The organism is Acinetobacter sp. Ag2 (assembly GCF_001005515.1).
Lineage (GTDB): Bacteria > Pseudomonadota > Gammaproteobacteria > Pseudomonadales > Moraxellaceae > Acinetobacter > Acinetobacter bereziniae.
In genome coordinates, this window is sequence record NZ_LBNA01000056.1 from 140,694 (window position 1) to 157,903 (window position 17,210).

Sequence of the window (17,210 nt, forward strand, 5' to 3'; positions counted from 1 at the left end):
TACATTGAAAGATGTCAGCCATTATTTGATAAAAAACAAGAATATGTTGTGGTCTGCGAGTATCTGTTTGCTTGCAGTCATATTGACTATTTTTATTCTCAATACCGTTTTGGGGTTATTGGTACATTATGTCGATCGTGAACAGCAAATTTGGTGGCATGTTTTAAGCCCTTACTGTGTTGGGTTGATTATTATCATTATTGGCTGGTCAATTGCCTATGAATTTTATGTTTTTCGTACTGGTGGGCACTCATTAGCCAAACAGTTAAAAGCACGTCGTTTAAGTCAGATCGAAAGTACCCCAGAAGAAAGTGTAGCAATTCATCTTGCAGATAAATTTGCAGAAACCTTTGAGATTGATGCACCGACTTTATATGTTTTACCGGATGAAGTTGGTGTTAATGCCTTAACTGCAGGTTTCCACCCAAGAGATACGGTAATTATTTTAACTTGGGGTGCATTGCAGAATCTTGATGAATTAGAACTTTACGGGTTGTTGGGGCATGAGTTTAATCAAATTTTGTCTGGCGAAGCCCGTGAAAATACTCGACTTAAGATTCTTTATAGCGGACTGATTACATTTAGTCAGTTAGGAAGCAAAATTGCCAAGCAAGGTTTTAATCGCTACAACGCCAAAGGCAATCATCATAAATTTGAAACCAGTTTTGTTGCTGTGGGCGGTGTGATTTGGCTATTGGGTAGTATGGGAATTTTAATCAATCGTTTGATTAAATATTTCACATTGGGTGGACGTACTTTTTATAATGACTACAAAACGAAGAAGTTATTGCTGAATAATGCTAATGTGCAGACTTTATTACGTATTTATGTGCATCATGCAGGTTCGCAAATTCATAGTGAATTTTCAGAAGCAATTGCGCATATGTGCTTTGCCAATTCACTGAGTCCACAAAGCTGGTTGAATATTCACCCCAACATTGAAGATCGGATCTATGAGTTGAATCCGACTTTATTGCAAGATTTGCAATTAGAAAATTTAAAAAAGTTGCGCAGTCAGCCGTTATTTAGCTTGTTGCGTCCATTAGAAGAGTCTTCTGGTGAAGTTTATAATCCGTGGGTGTCACCACAGCCATTGCCTTTGTTACGTTTATCGCCCATTAGCTTTGCCCTGAATGATGCGATTAAACCCTTAAATCCAGAAGTGCGCCGTCAAATAGAACGCTCAGATTTAATCCAGCGTGCAATGCAGACTGCGACTGGGTCACGTGAGGTTATGGTTGCAATTTTAATGATTCGGCAATATCGCGAGTTTATTCCATCTGATGCTGCGGTGAGTCGAGCCATTATTGACTCATTGTTAAGTATGGATGGGCGTATCCACATCCAAATTTTTCATGATGCTTGTGAAAATCTGGGGAATATGCCTGCAACGAGTGCGCGTCAATTTGTAACGAAACTTGCGAAAATTATTCAGGAAGATGGCGAAATAGGCTTGTTGGATGCGCTGTTAATCGAGCGGGTAAAAGCTGAATTACATTTGCTACCGATGCATACACCTTCATCACTTGAAACAGTGAAACCTCAGATTGTGCGTTTAATTGATGCCTTATTGCACGTTCAACAAATCAACAGTGCCAATCAGCTTGATGTGCGTTATGAGATTTTAGAACGTGTTTTATCTAAAGATGAATTAGAGCTATTTGAAGAAATATCTGATGAGCCGATTGATTTAGGAGAAATCTTAAATGACATTGCAGGCTTGTTGCTACGTGATCGTTTAAGTATTCTTGGTGTTGCAGAAATTTGCTTATGGAATGATCGGATTATTACCCAAGATGAATTGGATGTATTGCAATTATTGTATTGGCGACTTGGTTTTAAGTCAGATGATATTGTAGATCAAATGCAGAAGAAGAATAGTGTAATGATTATTTAAGTAAGCTTTTAGAAACAGCGCTTTTAGATTTAGAAATACAACTTTTAGAAATAGAGTTAAGGAAGAAAGCTAAGCAAAAGTGAAGCATTTTAAAGCAAAGCAATGGTTCTAACACCGTGCACAGAGACATGATGTTAGAACCGAAGCTTTAATTAACTTGCCATTGCATCTACAGAAAGTTCAGCAACAGTTGGTTTGGCTTTTTCAGCTTTTAGACCTAATTTATTAAATAACTGTTTGTCTTTGCCTTCACCAGCATTCGGTGTGGTTAATAACTTTTCGCCACTAAATAACGAGTTTGCACCAGCCATAAATGCCAAAGCTTGATCTGAGTCGGGCAGTGATTCACGACCAGCAGAAAGACGAATATAGCTATGTGGCATGATAATACGTGCAACTGCAATGGTACGAATCCACTCAGTAACATCAAGCTTTTCTACATCAGCAAGCGGTGTTCCTTCTATTGGAACTAACATATTGATGGGTACAGATTCAGGATGTACAGGCAGGGTTGCTAATTCATGTAATAAACCAATGCGGTCATTGCGGTTTTCACCTAAACCCACAATTCCACCACTACAAACTTTCATACCTGCGTTACGCACATGATCTAAAGTGTTTAAACGATCATCAAAAGTACGGGTGCTGATAATGTGTGAATAATATTCACGGGAAGTATCTAGGTTGTGATTGTAATAATCTAAACCTGCTTCATGAAGACGCTCAGCTTGTGATTGGTTGAGCATACCTAGCGTCATACATGTTTCTAGACCGAGTGCTTTCACTTCACGCACCATTTCTAAGACATATGGCATATCGCGTTCATGTGGATTACGCCAAGCTGCGCCCATACAGAAACGAGAAGAGCCGGATTCAAGTGCTTCTTTGGCTTCACTGATGACTTTCTCTACGGCGATACGCTTTTCAGCTTCTAGTTTTGAGTCATAGCGTGCAGATTGCGAACAATATTTGCAATCTTCAGGGCATTTTCCTGTTTTAATTGAAAGTAGAGTACTGACTTGAATGCTATTTGCTTCAAAATGCTCACGATGAATTTGTTGAGCCTTAAAGACTAAGTCTAAGAAAGGCTGTTCATATAAAGCTTGAATTTCTTCACGAGCCCAGTCATTACGTACTGTCATTAGTTTAATCCATGATCATCATTATCTATCCCTGTATATAATACATAATTCATGCCAATTCCATAGGGCAAAAATGTCCAAATATGATGGTAACTTACGATTGAAAAGTTCAATCATATAGAAAACTAAAATTATAAATATAGTCGCAAAGTTAACCAGATTTCTTGAAATTTACTTACTAAATTTTATTTTTAAGATTTTAAAATTTCTGCGTTTTAGTCATTAAAAATTAAAAAAAATAACAACTTTGCAAAGATCTGAACATTAAAAGTCAGTCGTTCGATAGACCAGAATATATTTATAATGAAGATTTTTTATTCAGCTGCTCTGCAATAGCCCAGTCAATATGGACTTGCACAACTTCATCATGCGATGTGCGATGTTGGGTCAAAGCTTGAATAATTTCGCTTGAATATGGTGCATTGCCTAAACCTATTACGATATTTCGCATAAAACTTTGATAACCTGTGCGGCGAAGTGGGCTACCTTCAGTGCAACTTAGAAATGTCTGTTCATCCCAGTGCCAGAGGTCTAATAAACTCATTTGGTCCAAACCATGTCGAGGGTTAAAATCTGTGATGGATGCGGTTTTAGCAAAACTATTCCAAGGACAAATCAGTTGGCAATCATCACAGCCAAATACACGATTTCCTATACCACGCCTCAAGTCTTCAGGGATGATTCCTTTATATTCAATGGTTAAATAGGCAATGCATTTGCGTGCATCAAGCATATAAGGTTCGACAATGGCTTGAGTTGGACAGATGTCAATGCAGGCAGTACATGAACCACAATGTGACGTTGCTGGTTCATCAAATGGTAAATCCAGTGAAGTGAAAAGTTCACCTAACACAAAAAAGGAACCTGATTTTTTATGAATGAGTAGGGTATGTTTGCCTGTCCAACCCATTCCTGCATTTTCAGCAAGTGATTTTTCAAAAACAGGCGCGGAATCTGCAAATGGGCGTGATACAAATTCACCCACTTTATCTTTAATGATTGTGGTTAAAGTTTTTAAACGCCCACGCATAATTTTATGATAATCACGCCCACGAGCATAACGTGCGATGATGGCCAAATTAGGCTCATCAGGAACATAGCGTGGTTTAGGTGTTTCGACCAAATAATTCATTCGCACACAGATGATACTTTTTGTGCCTGGAACCAATAAGGTAGGATCAGCTCGTTTTTCTAAATTTTCCTCTAAAAACTTCATGTCACCATGATAACCACGCTTTAAATATTCTTTAAATCTTGGTAATTCAGCTTGAGCATCAGGACGTGCAATGACACAATCAGCAAAGCCCAATTGCAAAGCCTGTTGTTTGATCCAAGCTTTTAATTCTTGAGGATCAAGCTGTTGTAAAGAAATTGATGAAGTGGTTGATGTTGCTGACATAGTGATCAATGTGCTGGAAAAAGTGAAAATAAAAGGATAAATACATGCAAACTGAAGTTTATCATAGCCATGAAATTCAAGCATGGGAACGTCGATGGTTTAGTCAACAAAATAGTGCTTTTGGTTTAATGCAACAGGCAGCATGGTCGATTGTTCAGCATTTGCTTCAACTCTTTCAAAATAACTACCCCGAAGTTAAAACGATCGCAGTTTGGTGTGGTCATGGAAATAATGCAGGCGATGGTTACTGTATTGCTAGTTATTTAAAGCAAAGTGGCTATGCTGTAGAAATATTTGCCGCCGAGATTGGTGCATCGACTGACTTGAAGCAAGCCATTCAACTGGCTGAACAAAATCAATTAAAAATTCATTTGGATTTTGATCTTCAAGCATCTTTTGATTGTCATATCGATGCCTTGTTTGGTATTGGTTTAAATCGTGATTTAGATCAAGCATGGCAAACCATCATTCAAAATTTTAATACGCAAACAGGGATTAAAATTGCCGTCGATCTACCAAGTGGTTTAAATGCCAATACAGGTCAACCACAACCTATTGCGACCAAAGTAGATTATACATTTACTATTTTGGGGCTTAAAGCTGGACTATTTACAGGGCAGGGTAAAGAATATTCTGGACAAATTGAAACGATTTCTCTGATTCCAACTGACTCAGCACTAAAAGCAGTAGCACTATTAGCGCCTCAACAAATTCAATTGCCACAACGTCAAGCCTTTGGACATAAGGGCAGTTATGGGCATGTCTTGGTCGTTGGTGGTCATGCAGATATGGGGGGAGCAGTGATCTTAGCTGCTGAGTCTGCATTTTGTGCGGGTGCTGGAAAAGTGAGTATTGTCTGTCACCAAAAACATCATACGGCTATTTTGGCGCGATCACCTAATATTATGGTCAAAGATATTAATGTGTTTACTGAAGATGAGATTCAATCTTTAATCAATCATGTGGATGCAGTGAGTTTTGGTATGGGCTTAGGTCGAGATGATTGGGCAGAACAACAATTTTCAAAATGGTTTAAACCCATCTGTGCAAGTACACATTTACAAGTAGTTTTTGATGCGGATGCGTTATGGTTTTTGGCAACGCAAAACACCCAACTCAGTCCAAACACTTATCTGACACCACATCCCGGAGAGGCAGCGAAACTACTCGATTGCTCCATTGCTGAGATTGAGTCTGATCGTATAGCTGCCATCCACAGGCTAAAAAAGAAATACTCAGGCAAGTGGGTATTGAAAGGAGCAGGCAGCTTAATTCTCGAAGATAAGCTGTGGATTTGTACTGCAGGCAATCCTGGTATGGGCACTGGCGGAATGGGAGATGTTTTGGCAGGAATGATTGCCAGTTTAAAGGCTCAATTTGCCGAAAATGTGCAATTACATGATATTGTCACTTTACATGCACAGGCTGGTGATTATCTTGCACAACAAGGTATTCGTGGTTTACAGGCACAACATATGGCACATGCTGTGTACCGTGTGATTAATTCGTGTCAGGAGTAAAATAGACAATGTATGCGGTTAAACTGTTGATATATGGTAATGTACAAGGTGTTGGCTATCGTCGCTGGTTTGAGAAAGAAGCGCTACAGTTAGAACTCAAAGGTTATGTCAAAAACTTAGTATCCGGTGAGGTTGAAGCGGTTGTCGTTGGAGATGAGCAAGCAATTCTACGTTTAATTCGTCATTGTTATGTCGGACCGTTAAGGGCTGAGGTCACCAGTATTGAACAGTACAAAATCAATCATGATTTAGATTTTACTGATTTTGAAATGATTCGTTAAATCAGCCATTTGGCATAAAAATACTTGTAGATATATTAAAATGATCACTAAAATATTTTTATTCAGTTGCTTTTTGATGTGTAGTATTCACAGTAGTGTTGTTGCGCAAACAAATGAAAAAATGGCTGAAAATCATCATGCTAAAACTATTCTAAAAGATTTAGACTTTAAAACAGTGATCAATACTTTTTATCAAAAACAGCTTCAAACTACAAAGATTGATCAATTGGATCAGCAAAATATTTCCTATATCGGCATTAAAAATGCAGAATATACCAATGCTTTAAATAGTGATGATGCGGTGGTGGTGTTTAGTCCCGCTCGTACCTATCGAAATGCACAAAATGAATTACGTTATGTGTTCACAACTACTGAAGTTTCAGTAGATAAAAATAACCATGAGCTTAATTTTTGTGGGGCATGTGCGACTTTTACCCGAGTTTACATCTTTAAGAAAAATGCTTCTTCACAATTTGAACTGATCAGCCAAAGTCAGGATGAAAACAGTTGGATGAATGCTGATTTTAATTATTTGCCATATCCGACCTCAGATATTGTAAAAAATATTCGTAAAGTGGGACCACAAATCAAAGCCTATGTGGAAGAACAAGAATTTAGTCGTCAAGGTTACTCAAGCACCACTTTATATATCGTTCCTTTTGATGAAAAACCGTATATTAAAAAGTTAATTGTTGCAGAAATTGGCAATGACAATGAAGTCTCAGGGAGTGAGCAAATTTATAATACCCAAGGTGATTATCAATTCCTAAGCACCGTACATGATGGTTTATATGATATTGAAATTGCCTATACAGGTACCCAACGAATTTATATCGCAGATCGTGCTAAAATTATCCCTATAAATGAAACCCATGTTTATCACTACAATGAGAAACAGCAAAAATATATTCGAGTGAAATAAAATGTTAGAGAAGTATTTAATTGTTGGAATTGTTTTTGCAGCATGTATTGTGTTGATTATATACACGCAGATGGATAGTCGTAAAAAAGAAGATAAAACACTGAGCTTCAAAGAGAAGTTACAGAAAGAGTTTCCGAATTATAAAATTCTTGAACGAAATCAAAGTTTCATTATTTCTCGTGAGGGTAGTAACCCACGTATTCCAGAAGAATTGGTCTTAATTCGAGTCGATCCAGAACAGAAGAAAAATTTGAGAAACTCAGGAAAGATGTTGATTGCAACGTACTCTAAACAACCCAGTATTCGAGAGGTGCGTAAAGATGCACTGCCTTATTTAAATTAACTGAGGCGATTGAAATATAGCGAAGTGGATTCTTATTTAAAAATTTTCTAATTCGATAAAATATTTTGGCTTGATCTAAGAACGTATAAAACTTAATTTTGTATATTTACAGGCTAGGTACAGATGAGGCTTCATCTGTACCTTGATTTATAAATTGTAGATTGTGTGAATTATTAGCGTCTACGACTACTATTGCGGCTACGTCCTCGTGCCATACCACCTAAGGCATTCAGTACAGCTAACTTACTCATACTGCCTGAAGCATGTGCGTGGCAAATTGCGGCTGCAAGCGCATCAGCAGCATCTTGTTGAGGCTTCACTGAAAGATTCAAAAGCTTCATCACCATCATTTGCACTTGTTCTTTGTCTGCAGCACCATAACCGACAACAGATTGTTTAATTTGCCGAGCAGTATATTCAGCAACTTGCAGATCTAAATTGACCAAGGCTGCAATAGCCGCACCACGGGCTTGACCTAGCTTTAATGCTGAGTCTGGGTTTTGTGCCATAAACACTTGTTCAACCGCTGCTTCTGTCGGACCATGGAATTGAACAATACGATCGATTCCTGCAAAAATTCGTTTTAAACGTTCAGGCATTTCGGTTGTTTCAGTACGAATCGTACCTGCATCAATAAAAGAAAGCTTTTGACCATCTTTTTCAATAATCCCGTAACCTGTTAAACGTGAGCCGGGATCAATTCCAATAATTAAGGGCATAATACTGTTTATCGTAAATCTTGTTTTGATTATATGATGCTATCCAGCGATTGTAAGTAAAATTTTAACTTATTGGCTGTATAATCAAGCAACAAACAGGAGTGCTTGCTTGAAGAGTTTTGTGCAAATTAAAAACCAGCATGTGTATTGGATTCATCGTTTAATCACATTGATCTATCTGCTGGGTTTTATCTTACTTGGTTTTGGAATATTGCAGAAATTTGATCTAGATGCATTGATTGCCTTTCTGATATTAGTATTCGTTTTCGGCTGGATGATGTATTTGCATTTTATTGCCTCATTAGAAGCTGAAAAAGGTTCAGAAAGAGGACGTCGTTTTTCGCGATTTATTGCAGTGATTTTAGTGTTTCTATTTCCGATTGGGACAATATTGGCACTGTATTTATTTTATAAAACATCCTCTAATGAATGGCAAAAATAAAGAAATTAGAGATTAAACACAAAATTACCCTTTAAAAATTTGGGAAAGCCCTTATAAATATATCAGTGATGAAATTCATGGCATTTAATGTATGACTTTCAAAGCTGAAATTTAATTTATCTTTGAGATGCTTTGTTTCGATGAAACTTTTTCCTATTATTTTGATTGGTATCATTCTTGAAATTGCTGTGTGGGTTGGCGTTGCACAATTCATTAGTGGTTGGTACGTATTCTTCTGGTTTATCATTGCTTTTGTGATTGGTTTAAATCTATTACGTTCCAGCACTTCAACCATCATGCCACAATTACAGCAAATGCAAATGACAGGAATGATGGGAAATGATCCTGCGATTGCTAAAAAAATGGCAACAGCATTTGCCGGCATTTTGTTGATGATTCCTGGTTTGATCACAGATGTTTTAGCCTTGTTGGTGATTTTACCGCCTGTTCAGAATGCAATTAAAAATGCAGGAATGAAATATATGGCGAAAAAGCAGCAAGCCATGATGAATAATATGATGGGTGGAATGGGTAATATGGGGGATGCGCAAGGGCAAAATCCATTTGCAGATTTAATGCGTCAAATGCAGGATATGCAAAACCAACAATCTGGTGGTCAATATCGTGATTCCACAATTATTGATGGTGAAGCACATGAGGTTGAACCAGAACATAAGCAAATTGAACTCAAAGATGTGAATAAAAAATAAAACCATCTCAAATATGATTTAATTTGAAAGCTGAGTTGAAAGATTCAGCTTTTTTTATCGCTAAAATTTGTAGTTTTCAATTCAATATGTTTGATCAACAAAATATTGATCATGTCGGGTGACGATTTTTGTTGGGTTGAATGATGTAGCTTTAATTGAGATCGACATCGGAATATTAGGTACTTGATTGTTTAGGTATACTTTCTGAGCGAACAAACAATATCACTATTCAAGATGTAGGATTATTTCTTAAATGCTTGATCAAACGGTATAATTGGCTCGCCCTAAGCGATAAGATTAAATTATGTCGATGTTATTGACCATTTGTGCACTACATTTTGTAGCACAACTCAGTCCAGGACCAGATGTTTTATTGGTTGCTAAAAGCTCAGCATCTACTACACGTGCCAATACACTTAAAATTATATTGGGCATATCTGCAGGTGTCGTGGTTTGGGTGATTTTAACGCTATTGGGCTTTACGGTTTTATTAGAACATTGGCCTTGGATTCAGCAAATGTTGATGTTGATTGGTGGATTCTTTTTGGCTCGAATGGGTTACGCCATGCTAAAGGGTGGTATTGCCACACTTAAACAAAATACCAATCTCGATGGGGTCATTGAACATGCACCTAAAAATTATTTCCTTTGGGGACTTTTTACAAATTTAGCTAATCCTAAAATTGTGATTTATTTCAGTAGTGTTTTTTCATTGGCGTTAAGTTCAAGTGCAGGATTAAACTTAAAACCACAATTGGCAGTGATCATTCCGATTCAGACATTTCTAGTGTTTAGTCTATTGATGTTGATTATGTCGGTTCCTAAAATAAAAGCAATCTATCAAAGTTCTGGAAGCTATATCGATATTCTCTCTGGAAGCTTCTTCTTATTATTTGCAGCCTTCCTTTGGGTGGATGTACTTAAAATGTTTTATTGATTTTCATTATTTTGAGAAGTTGTTTTTTCATCATCGACATGTTTTGTTGGGTTCTCGCCAAGCTGTTCTTGGGTCTGATAACGATGTGGATCTAAAGTTTTGATATTGTTTTCGGACTCAGCGTATCTTCGACTACGGTTGGCGCGTTCACGTAAACCACCTTTTTTGATCAGTTGTACCAAAATAATCTCCAAAAAAATTTAATATTTGTCTAGGGGGGGAATTATACATAGAATGTGCATGATACAGGATATTGGATACTGGTAGTGTGTGGTGTATAGGTTTGAATTGAGAGTGTTTTTTGGGTTTTAAGCTAAATTTTATCTAAGTTTATGAATTTTAAAGCAAATAAATAGAAACAAAATTTGCTTGTCAAACATTACTATTCATGTAAACTAAAAATGTAGTTAAATTTTTACATTACTTATATGGATATAATAGTAGTGTAATAAATAAAAACAATAATAGTGCGACAAGAAGGAGATCCAAAGATGATTTTACAATATCATTGTGCTTGCTGTAATGAAACAGTGACTTCGACACAAAAAGTTTGTCCGAAATGTGGCTCTCAGCATATCAAAAGCCCATATGGCTTATGGACTTTTTGCTTAGTGGCTTGTTTGATTGTGGCTGTTACCTTCAAAGTTGGGCATTTATATATTCAAAATCATAATACTGAAGCGCCTGAACAAATCTCAATATTAAGTGTTTTACAACAGGATGCTAAGTCTGGTTCACAGTAATTGATTTTTTATTTTCCAAAATAAGATGAAGTACATGCAAATAACAGAGATAAAAGGAAGATAAGTGTTTTTTGATTTAATTTAAATTGAAACTGCTAGAGAGGAGGGAATTTTTTGAGGTATATATTTCCATATCTTTAACAAACAAAAAAGCTCGCATTTGCGAGCTTTTTTACGATGAATTTTTGAGAAATTATAGATTTGCTGATGCTTTAAGCGCTTCAACTTTATCTGTTTTTTCCCATGTAAATGCAGTGTCTGAACCTTCGCGACCAAAGTGCCCATAAGCAGCAGTTTGCTTATACATTGGCTGAATCAAATCAAGCATACGGGTAATGCCATAAGGGCGTAAATCGAAGTGTTCACGTACCAATTGAATGATCAATTCATCAGATACCTTACCTGTATTGAAGGTATTGATTGAAATTGAAGTTGGTTCAGCCACACCAATTGCATAAGACACTTGGATTTCACACTTATCAGCAAGTCCTGCTGCAACAATATTTTTTGCCACATAACGACCAGCATACGCCGCTGAGCGATCAACTTTTGATGGATCTTTACCAGAGAAAGCACCACCACCATGACGAGCCATACCGCCATAAGTATCAACAATAATTTTACGACCAGTTAAACCACAGTCACCCACTGGACCACCAATCACAAATAAACCTGTTGGGTTAATATGGAATTTGGTTTCAGCATGGAACATTTCAGCAGGGATGATCTTTTTCACGATTTCTTCAATCACTGCTTCTTTTAAATTCGCTTGTGAAATTTCAGGATCATGTTGAGTAGAGAGTACCACTGCATCTAAACGAACAGGCTTGCCATTTTCATAAGCAAACGTAACTTGGCTTTTGGCATCTGGACGTAACCACGGCAATGTACCATTACGACGTAATTCAGCTTGTTTTTCCATTAAGCGGTGTGCATATGAAATAGGTGCTGGCATCAGCACATCTGTTTCACGGCTCGCATAGCCAAACATTAAGCCTTGGTCGCCTGCACCCTGATCTTCAGGTTTTTGACGATCAACACCTTGCGCAATTTCAGGTGATTGTTTACCAATCATGTTGATCACAGCACATGTTGAGCCATCAAAACCAAGATCTGTATGGTGGTAGCCAATACCATTGACCGTGTGACGAACAATCGATTCAAAATCGACATTTGCTGTCGTGGTGATTTCACCCGCAAGAATCACCGCACCAGTTTTTACTAATGTTTCGCAGGCAACCCGTGCATATGGGTCTTCTTTTAAGATTGCATCCAAGATAGCGTCACTGATTTGGTCAGCCATTTTATCTGGATGGCCTTCGCTCACAGATTCCGAAGTAAAAACAGCATACTCGCGCATGAAAGTCCTATCACAGTAATTTATAAAGACGCAATATGTTACATCGACTTCAGCCTTAGGACTAGCATTACCTGATTAAAAATCATGAATAAAATTCATTTTTATGTGTTTTTAATTGATATGTTCATTAGGAAAATTGATAAAGGTGCCTGATTTGGGCACATATTGCCGATTTTTAAAAAACAACAACTTGTTTTAATTGAGCTATTTATTGGTTTTGCGATTAAATTAAACTTTGCTTAGCTCTCTTCATTTTTCATTGTAATTGTGATGAAAACTCAGTTTAAAAATTTACTATAGTGCTTTGAGTTTATATAACGATTGATGAAAAATCATAACGGTTATCGATCAGTTTTAATGTCGTTTCTGCTGTATTTCGTTTATTTTTTAATTAATTTGCAACCAAAAGGGATAAATATAGACTTAAGTCTTTACCCTGATCGTTTTTTTTAAGACAATACATCACAGTTTTTGAATATCTATTCATCTTCCTATATTTTTTATTTATTGGACTCTGATCTATGACAACCCCGTTGAATGAACGTCGTATAGCTAACGCAATTCGTGTATTGGCTATGGATGCTGTGCAAAAAGCCAATTCTGGACATCCAGGTGCACCAATGGGGATGGCAGATATCGCTGATGTCGTATGGCGCGAATTTTTAAATCATAATCCAACAAATCCGCAATGGGCAAACCGCGACCGCTTTGTATTGTCAAATGGTCATGGTTCAATGTTGCAATATGCGCTGTTACATTTAACCGGTTACGATCTTTCTATTGAAGATATTAAACAGTTCCGTCAATTACATTCTAAAACTCCAGGTCATCCAGAATTAGGTTATGCACCAGGTATTGAGACGACGACTGGTCCATTGGGTCAGGGTATAGCCAATGCGGTTGGTTTTGCTCTGGCTGAAAAAACTTTAGCTGCGCAATTCAATAAAGATGACATTAAAGTTGTAGATCATTTTACTTACTGTTTCTTGGGTGATGGTTGCTTAATGGAAGGTATCTCTCATGAAGCATGTTCACTTGCTGGAACTTTAGGGCTTGGAAAACTGATTGCTTACTATGATGACAATGGTATTTCTATTGATGGTGAAGTAGAAGGCTGGTTCTCAGATGACACTGAAGAGCGTTTTAAAGCTTATGGTTGGCAAGTTCTTCGTGTAGATGGTCATGATGCTGATGCTATTCGCGCTGCAACAGTTGAAGCACGTGAAGAAATTGAAAAACCAACGTTGATTATCTGTAAAACCATTATTGGTTTAGGTTCACCGAACAAGCAAGGTAAAGAAGATTGTCACGGTGCGCCATTAGGTAATGATGAAATCACATTAACCCGTGAAGCATTAGGTTGGAAAGAAGAAGCATTTGTTATTCCTTCTGATATTTATACGGCTTGGGATGCGAAAGCGAAAGGTTCAGCGACTGAAGCAACTTGGAACGAAACTTTTGCTGCCTATGCTGCAAAATATCCAACTGAAGCAGCTGAATTTAAACGCCGCGTAGAAGGTGATTTACCAGCAGATTTCTTGGCTCAAGCAGATGCATATATTGCTGAAGTCAATGCCAAAGGTGAAACAATTGCAACGCGTAAAGCGAGTCAAAATGCTATTCAAGCGTTTGCACCTTTACTTCCTGAAATTTTAGGTGGTTCTGCGGATTTGGCAGGTTCAAACTTAACCTTGTGGAAAGGTGCCAAAGGTGTTGAGTCTGATCCTGCAGGTAACTATGTACATTATGGTGTACGTGAGTTCGGTATGACTGCGATTGCCAATGGTGTTGCCTTACATGGCGGTTTCATTCCTTATGTTGCAACATTCCTGATGTTTATGGAATATGCACGAAATGCAGTACGTATGTCTGCTTTGATGAAGCAACGTGTGATTCATGTCTATACACATGACTCAATTGGTTTAGGTGAAGATGGTCCTACACACCAACCAGTAGAGCAAATTGCTTCTCTACGTGGTACTCCAAATTTAAATACATGGCGCCCATGTGATACGGTTGAAGCTTCGATTTCTTGGAAATCTGCATTAACACGTAAAGAAGGTCCAACAGCATTAATCTTCTCTCGTCAAAATTTACCATTCCAAACACGTACTCAAACACAAATTGAGAATGTTGCAAAAGGTGGTTATGTATTGGCTGAAGAAAAAGGTGAATTAAAAGCAATCATTATTGCAACAGGTTCAGAAGTTTCATTGGCGATGGAAGCACATGTACAACTTGAAGGTGTACGTGTGGTATCTATGCCATGTGCAGAAGAGTTTGTTAAACAAGATGCTGCGTACCGTGAAGCAGTATTGCCATCAAACATCCGCGCGCGTGTTGCTGTTGAAGCAGGTCATGTGGATTACTGGTGGAAGTTTGTCGGTTTAGATGGCAAAGTTATTGGTATGACAACTTATGGTGAGTCTGCTCCTGCAAAAGACTTGTTCCAATTCTTTGGGATCACTACAGAAGCTGTGGTTGCTGCTGTAAATGAGTTAACTGCTTAATATTCAGCTTTTTAAAGCGATATGAACGCCCCAAAGTGGGCGTTTTTATTTTGTAGATAGTTTTTTAATGTTGTCGGTAAATTCAGCAAATTTTAGTAGCAGTTTTTAGCAAAAGGTATATAGTTGTGCCATTCATTCTGTATTCATGAAATATGGTGATACATATACCATAAGTGAGGAAAATATGAGCCTTTATGAACAGATTAGTGATGAAATCACTTTGATGGATGCGGGTGAGCAAAAGTGGATTGGGCAGGATTTACCACTTGAATCCATGGTTGCAGTAGAGTTGCTATTACAGGACTTTCAAGAAGACAAAATCATCAAGATTCGACGCAAAAACCATGAAAAGCACTCTGGCTTAAAACAGGTTGATCGTGTCTTGGTTGAAAAGCTTTAAGACTAAAAAGCCCCGAAAGGGGCTTTTGATTGATATAGATGAATATAAATAAATCTAAATTGTACTAGCTCAGATCTAGCTCAGTCTGAATCTGAATATTTGAGGTTAATAGTTTATGAACAGGGCAACTTTCTGCAACTTTGAGTAGGCGTTTGTGTTGTTCTTCAGTGAAATCGCCTTTCAGTTGAATTGTTCGCGTAATAATGTTTTGCCCAGCTTCTGGTTCATCTTCTGGATTTAATGCTAAATCAAGTTGCACATGTTCAATTTTCAATCCTTTATGCTTGGCATACATTTCCAATGTGATGACTGTACATGCACCTAAAGCAGATAAAAGAATTTGAATAGGATTTGGTGCAGTATCTTGTCCTCCCTTGTCGTTTGGCTCATCGGCATACCAGATATGTCCTTGAGGGTTGGTTAATGTGACCTGATAAGGGATTTGCGTACTTTGAGCTTGAGCAATGTTTACCATAAAATTATTCATCACATAAAAGACATGTTCTATAAATATAAAATTTTCACTTGATGATCTAGTGAAATTTATTTCATTCTTGATTCCATGTACTCAAACGAAGTGTGGATTTTTGATCATTTGAAATGCCAATTTTTCATTAAATGTATATAAAACAAAGCATTGTATGGGTAGATAAGGTTCAAAGTTATGCATCATAAGATAGCAATTTGAATCGTTGCATATATGCAACATATCGTATTATCAATAACAGTGAATTTGTGTTGGAAGCGTATAGAATAATAGTCATTCGATAGCGAGATTAACAATATGAACTTTAAAGCATTAACATTAGGTTTGGCGGTAGCTTCAGTTGCAACTTTTAGTGTTGCAAAACCAGTTGATTATAAAATTGATCCAACGCACACAGCGACAGTTTTTACTTGGAATCACTTTGGTTTTTCAACTCCATCAGCAAATTTTAGCGACATTCAAGGCACAATTTCTGTTGATAATGCAAAACCTGCTGACTCATCTGTCAACGTGACCATTCCATTGGCAAGTTTAAATACCAATGTAAAAGCTTTGGATGAACATTTAAAAACTCCTGATTTTTTTGATGCTGAAAAATATCCAAACATCACTTTTAAAAGTACCAAAGTACAAGCTTTAGGTAAAAATAAATACAAAATCACAGGTAATCTTACTGTGAAAGATGTGACTAAACCTGTTGTTTTAGATGCTGTTTTAAATAAACAAGGTGTGCATCCAATGACCAAAGCACAGTCTATTGGTTTTAATGCAACAACTTCGTTTAATCGTTCAGCATTTGGTGTAGGTGCATATGTGCCAAATGTGGGTGATAAAATCACTGTGAACATTACGACTGAAGCTTCTGTTCCAGCAAGCAAGTAATTATCAAAACTGGCTTACATTGACAAAAATCAATGTAAGCCTTTTTTTTTGATTTGTCGATTAAGTGGTCTGATTATTTTCAATAAAACAATATTTAATATTAGCCAAAATACCCTATTAAAAATCAGCACTGTTCCTGTCGTTTTTGAAGGTTTGGGCTCAACAATTTATACATCACTTTTTAAGGTCAATTATAAGTACAAGATTTGAAACTATTCCAATAATGTAGTTTTGATCATTCTATTCATATGAATGAGCTGTAGTTATAGAGCATAAAAAAAATTTTTATTCTAAAGCATCCTATTTCAGGAACGCTCTAAGCAAGCTTATTATCGATCAAATCAGTGGATAATCAATAACGGTTTAAATAACCGAATGAATTATTTTCATTTTTGGCTGAATTTTTATAATTATTCTTTATACACGAATTAGGCTAATATGGCATGGCGCAATGGACTTGCATATTTATAATATCTCATCACTAAAATAAGAGATTGCGCATACCAACTTTAGCAA

General features: G+C 37.1%; 18 protein-coding genes. 12 read left to right on the top strand and 6 right to left on the bottom strand.

Going from position 1 to position 17,210, the window contains the following annotated elements; translation table 11 throughout:
• The first annotated feature begins 4 nt into the window (after positions 1 to 4).
• Positions 5 to 1,897 (top strand): M48 family metalloprotease, encoded by a 1,893-nt coding sequence (locus AAV97_RS16600; RefSeq protein ID WP_046761137.1) that lies wholly within the window; start codon positions 5 to 7, stop codon positions 1,895 to 1,897.
• Positions 1,898 to 2,049: 152 nt separating this feature from the next.
• Here the strand turns inward: AAV97_RS16600 and bioB are convergent, their stop codons facing one another.
• Both bioB and queG read right to left on the bottom strand, forming a co-directional pair.
• Positions 2,050 to 3,039 carry a biotin synthase BioB gene (gene bioB / locus AAV97_RS16605; RefSeq protein ID WP_046761138.1) on the bottom strand — a complete coding sequence of 330 codons (990 nt, stop codon included), beginning with the start codon at positions 3,037 to 3,039 and terminating at the stop codon, positions 2,050 to 2,052.
• A 298-nt stretch (positions 3,040 to 3,337) separates the two neighbouring features.
• The gene (gene queG / locus AAV97_RS16610; protein WP_046761175.1) at positions 3,338 to 4,438 is read right to left on the bottom strand and encodes a tRNA epoxyqueuosine(34) reductase QueG; all 1,101 of its coding nucleotides are present in this window, start codon (positions 4,436 to 4,438) and stop codon (positions 3,338 to 3,340) included.
• 44 nt (positions 4,439 to 4,482) lie between these two features.
• Between queG and AAV97_RS16615 the strand changes: the two genes are divergently transcribed.
• The 4 genes from AAV97_RS16615 to AAV97_RS16630 all read left to right on the top strand — a co-directional run bounded on the left by AAV97_RS16615 (position 4,483) and on the right by AAV97_RS16630 (position 7,504).
• The gene (locus AAV97_RS16615) at positions 4,483 to 5,958 is read left to right on the top strand and encodes a bifunctional ADP-dependent NAD(P)H-hydrate dehydratase/NAD(P)H-hydrate epimerase (RefSeq protein ID WP_046761139.1); all 1,476 of its coding nucleotides are present in this window, start codon (positions 4,483 to 4,485) and stop codon (positions 5,956 to 5,958) included.
• Between the two features lie 8 nt (positions 5,959 to 5,966).
• Complete coding sequence (locus tag AAV97_RS16620) at positions 5,967 to 6,239, top strand: acylphosphatase (protein ID WP_004824321.1); 273 nt, start codon at positions 5,967 to 5,969, stop codon at positions 6,237 to 6,239.
• A 121-nt stretch (positions 6,240 to 6,360) separates the two neighbouring features.
• Entirely contained in the window at positions 6,361 to 7,161 is an 801-nt protein-coding gene (locus AAV97_RS16625; protein WP_227544092.1) for a hypothetical protein, read from the top strand.
• A 1-nt stretch (position 7,162) separates the two neighbouring features.
• Positions 7,163 to 7,504 carry a hypothetical protein gene (locus tag AAV97_RS16630; RefSeq protein WP_005032140.1) on the top strand — a complete coding sequence of 114 codons (342 nt, stop codon included), beginning with the start codon at positions 7,163 to 7,165 and terminating at the stop codon, positions 7,502 to 7,504.
• A 173-nt stretch (positions 7,505 to 7,677) separates the two neighbouring features.
• Here the strand turns inward: AAV97_RS16630 and ruvC are convergent, their stop codons facing one another.
• Entirely contained in the window at positions 7,678 to 8,223 is a 546-nt protein-coding gene (gene ruvC, locus AAV97_RS16635; RefSeq protein WP_004824318.1) for a crossover junction endodeoxyribonuclease RuvC, read from the bottom strand.
• A 121-nt stretch (positions 8,224 to 8,344) separates the two neighbouring features.
• Between ruvC and AAV97_RS16640 the strand changes: the two genes are divergently transcribed.
• From AAV97_RS16640 to AAV97_RS16650, 3 genes are all read left to right on the top strand, one after another.
• Positions 8,345 to 8,665 carry a hypothetical protein gene (locus tag AAV97_RS16640; protein ID WP_228136559.1) on the top strand — a complete coding sequence of 107 codons (321 nt, stop codon included), beginning with the start codon at positions 8,345 to 8,347 and terminating at the stop codon, positions 8,663 to 8,665.
• Between the two features lie 140 nt (positions 8,666 to 8,805).
• The gene (locus AAV97_RS16645; protein ID WP_046761141.1) at positions 8,806 to 9,375 is read left to right on the top strand and encodes an FxsA family protein; all 570 of its coding nucleotides are present in this window, start codon (positions 8,806 to 8,808) and stop codon (positions 9,373 to 9,375) included.
• A gap of 304 nt (positions 9,376 to 9,679) precedes the next feature.
• Entirely contained in the window at positions 9,680 to 10,312 is a 633-nt protein-coding gene (locus AAV97_RS16650) for a LysE family transporter (RefSeq protein ID WP_046761142.1), read from the top strand.
• Here AAV97_RS16650 and AAV97_RS16655 read toward each other — a convergent pair.
• A complete protein-coding gene (locus AAV97_RS16655) occupies positions 10,306 to 10,494 on the bottom strand; it encodes a hypothetical protein (RefSeq protein ID WP_042089700.1) in 189 nt (62 codons plus the stop codon). The two genes, AAV97_RS16650 and AAV97_RS16655, sit on opposite strands and share 7 nt — an antisense overlap.
• Before the next feature lie 309 nt (positions 10,495 to 10,803).
• Between AAV97_RS16655 and AAV97_RS16660 the strand changes: the two genes are divergently transcribed.
• Entirely contained in the window at positions 10,804 to 11,055 is a 252-nt protein-coding gene (locus AAV97_RS16660) for a hypothetical protein (RefSeq protein ID WP_046761143.1), read from the top strand.
• Positions 11,056 to 11,248: 193 nt separating this feature from the next.
• On the opposite strand, the gene metK is transcribed toward AAV97_RS16660, so the two are convergent.
• Positions 11,249 to 12,415, bottom strand: coding sequence for a methionine adenosyltransferase (metK, locus tag AAV97_RS16665; RefSeq protein WP_004824311.1), 1,167 nt, complete (start codon positions 12,413 to 12,415; stop codon positions 11,249 to 11,251).
• A 521-nt stretch (positions 12,416 to 12,936) separates the two neighbouring features.
• On the opposite strand from metK, the gene tkt reads away from it, so the two are divergent.
• Together tkt and AAV97_RS16675 are read left to right on the top strand one after the other, a co-directional pair.
• A complete protein-coding gene (gene tkt, locus AAV97_RS16670) occupies positions 12,937 to 14,925 on the top strand; it encodes a transketolase (protein WP_046761144.1) in 1,989 nt (662 codons plus the stop codon).
• Positions 14,926 to 15,109: 184 nt separating this feature from the next.
• The gene (locus tag AAV97_RS16675; protein ID WP_004824308.1) at positions 15,110 to 15,325 is read left to right on the top strand and encodes a hypothetical protein; all 216 of its coding nucleotides are present in this window, start codon (positions 15,110 to 15,112) and stop codon (positions 15,323 to 15,325) included.
• A 64-nt stretch (positions 15,326 to 15,389) separates the two neighbouring features.
• Here the strand turns inward: AAV97_RS16675 and AAV97_RS16680 are convergent, their stop codons facing one another.
• On the bottom strand, positions 15,390 to 15,800 hold the full coding sequence (locus tag AAV97_RS16680; RefSeq protein ID WP_009584254.1) for an OsmC family protein: 411 nt from the start codon (positions 15,798 to 15,800) through the stop codon (positions 15,390 to 15,392).
• A 309-nt stretch (positions 15,801 to 16,109) separates the two neighbouring features.
• Here AAV97_RS16680 and AAV97_RS16685 point away from each other — a divergent pair, with 309 nt between their 5' ends.
• Positions 16,110 to 16,694, top strand: coding sequence for a YceI family protein (locus AAV97_RS16685; protein ID WP_004824302.1), 585 nt, complete (start codon positions 16,110 to 16,112; stop codon positions 16,692 to 16,694).
• Positions 16,695 to 17,210: the final 516 nt, after the last annotated feature.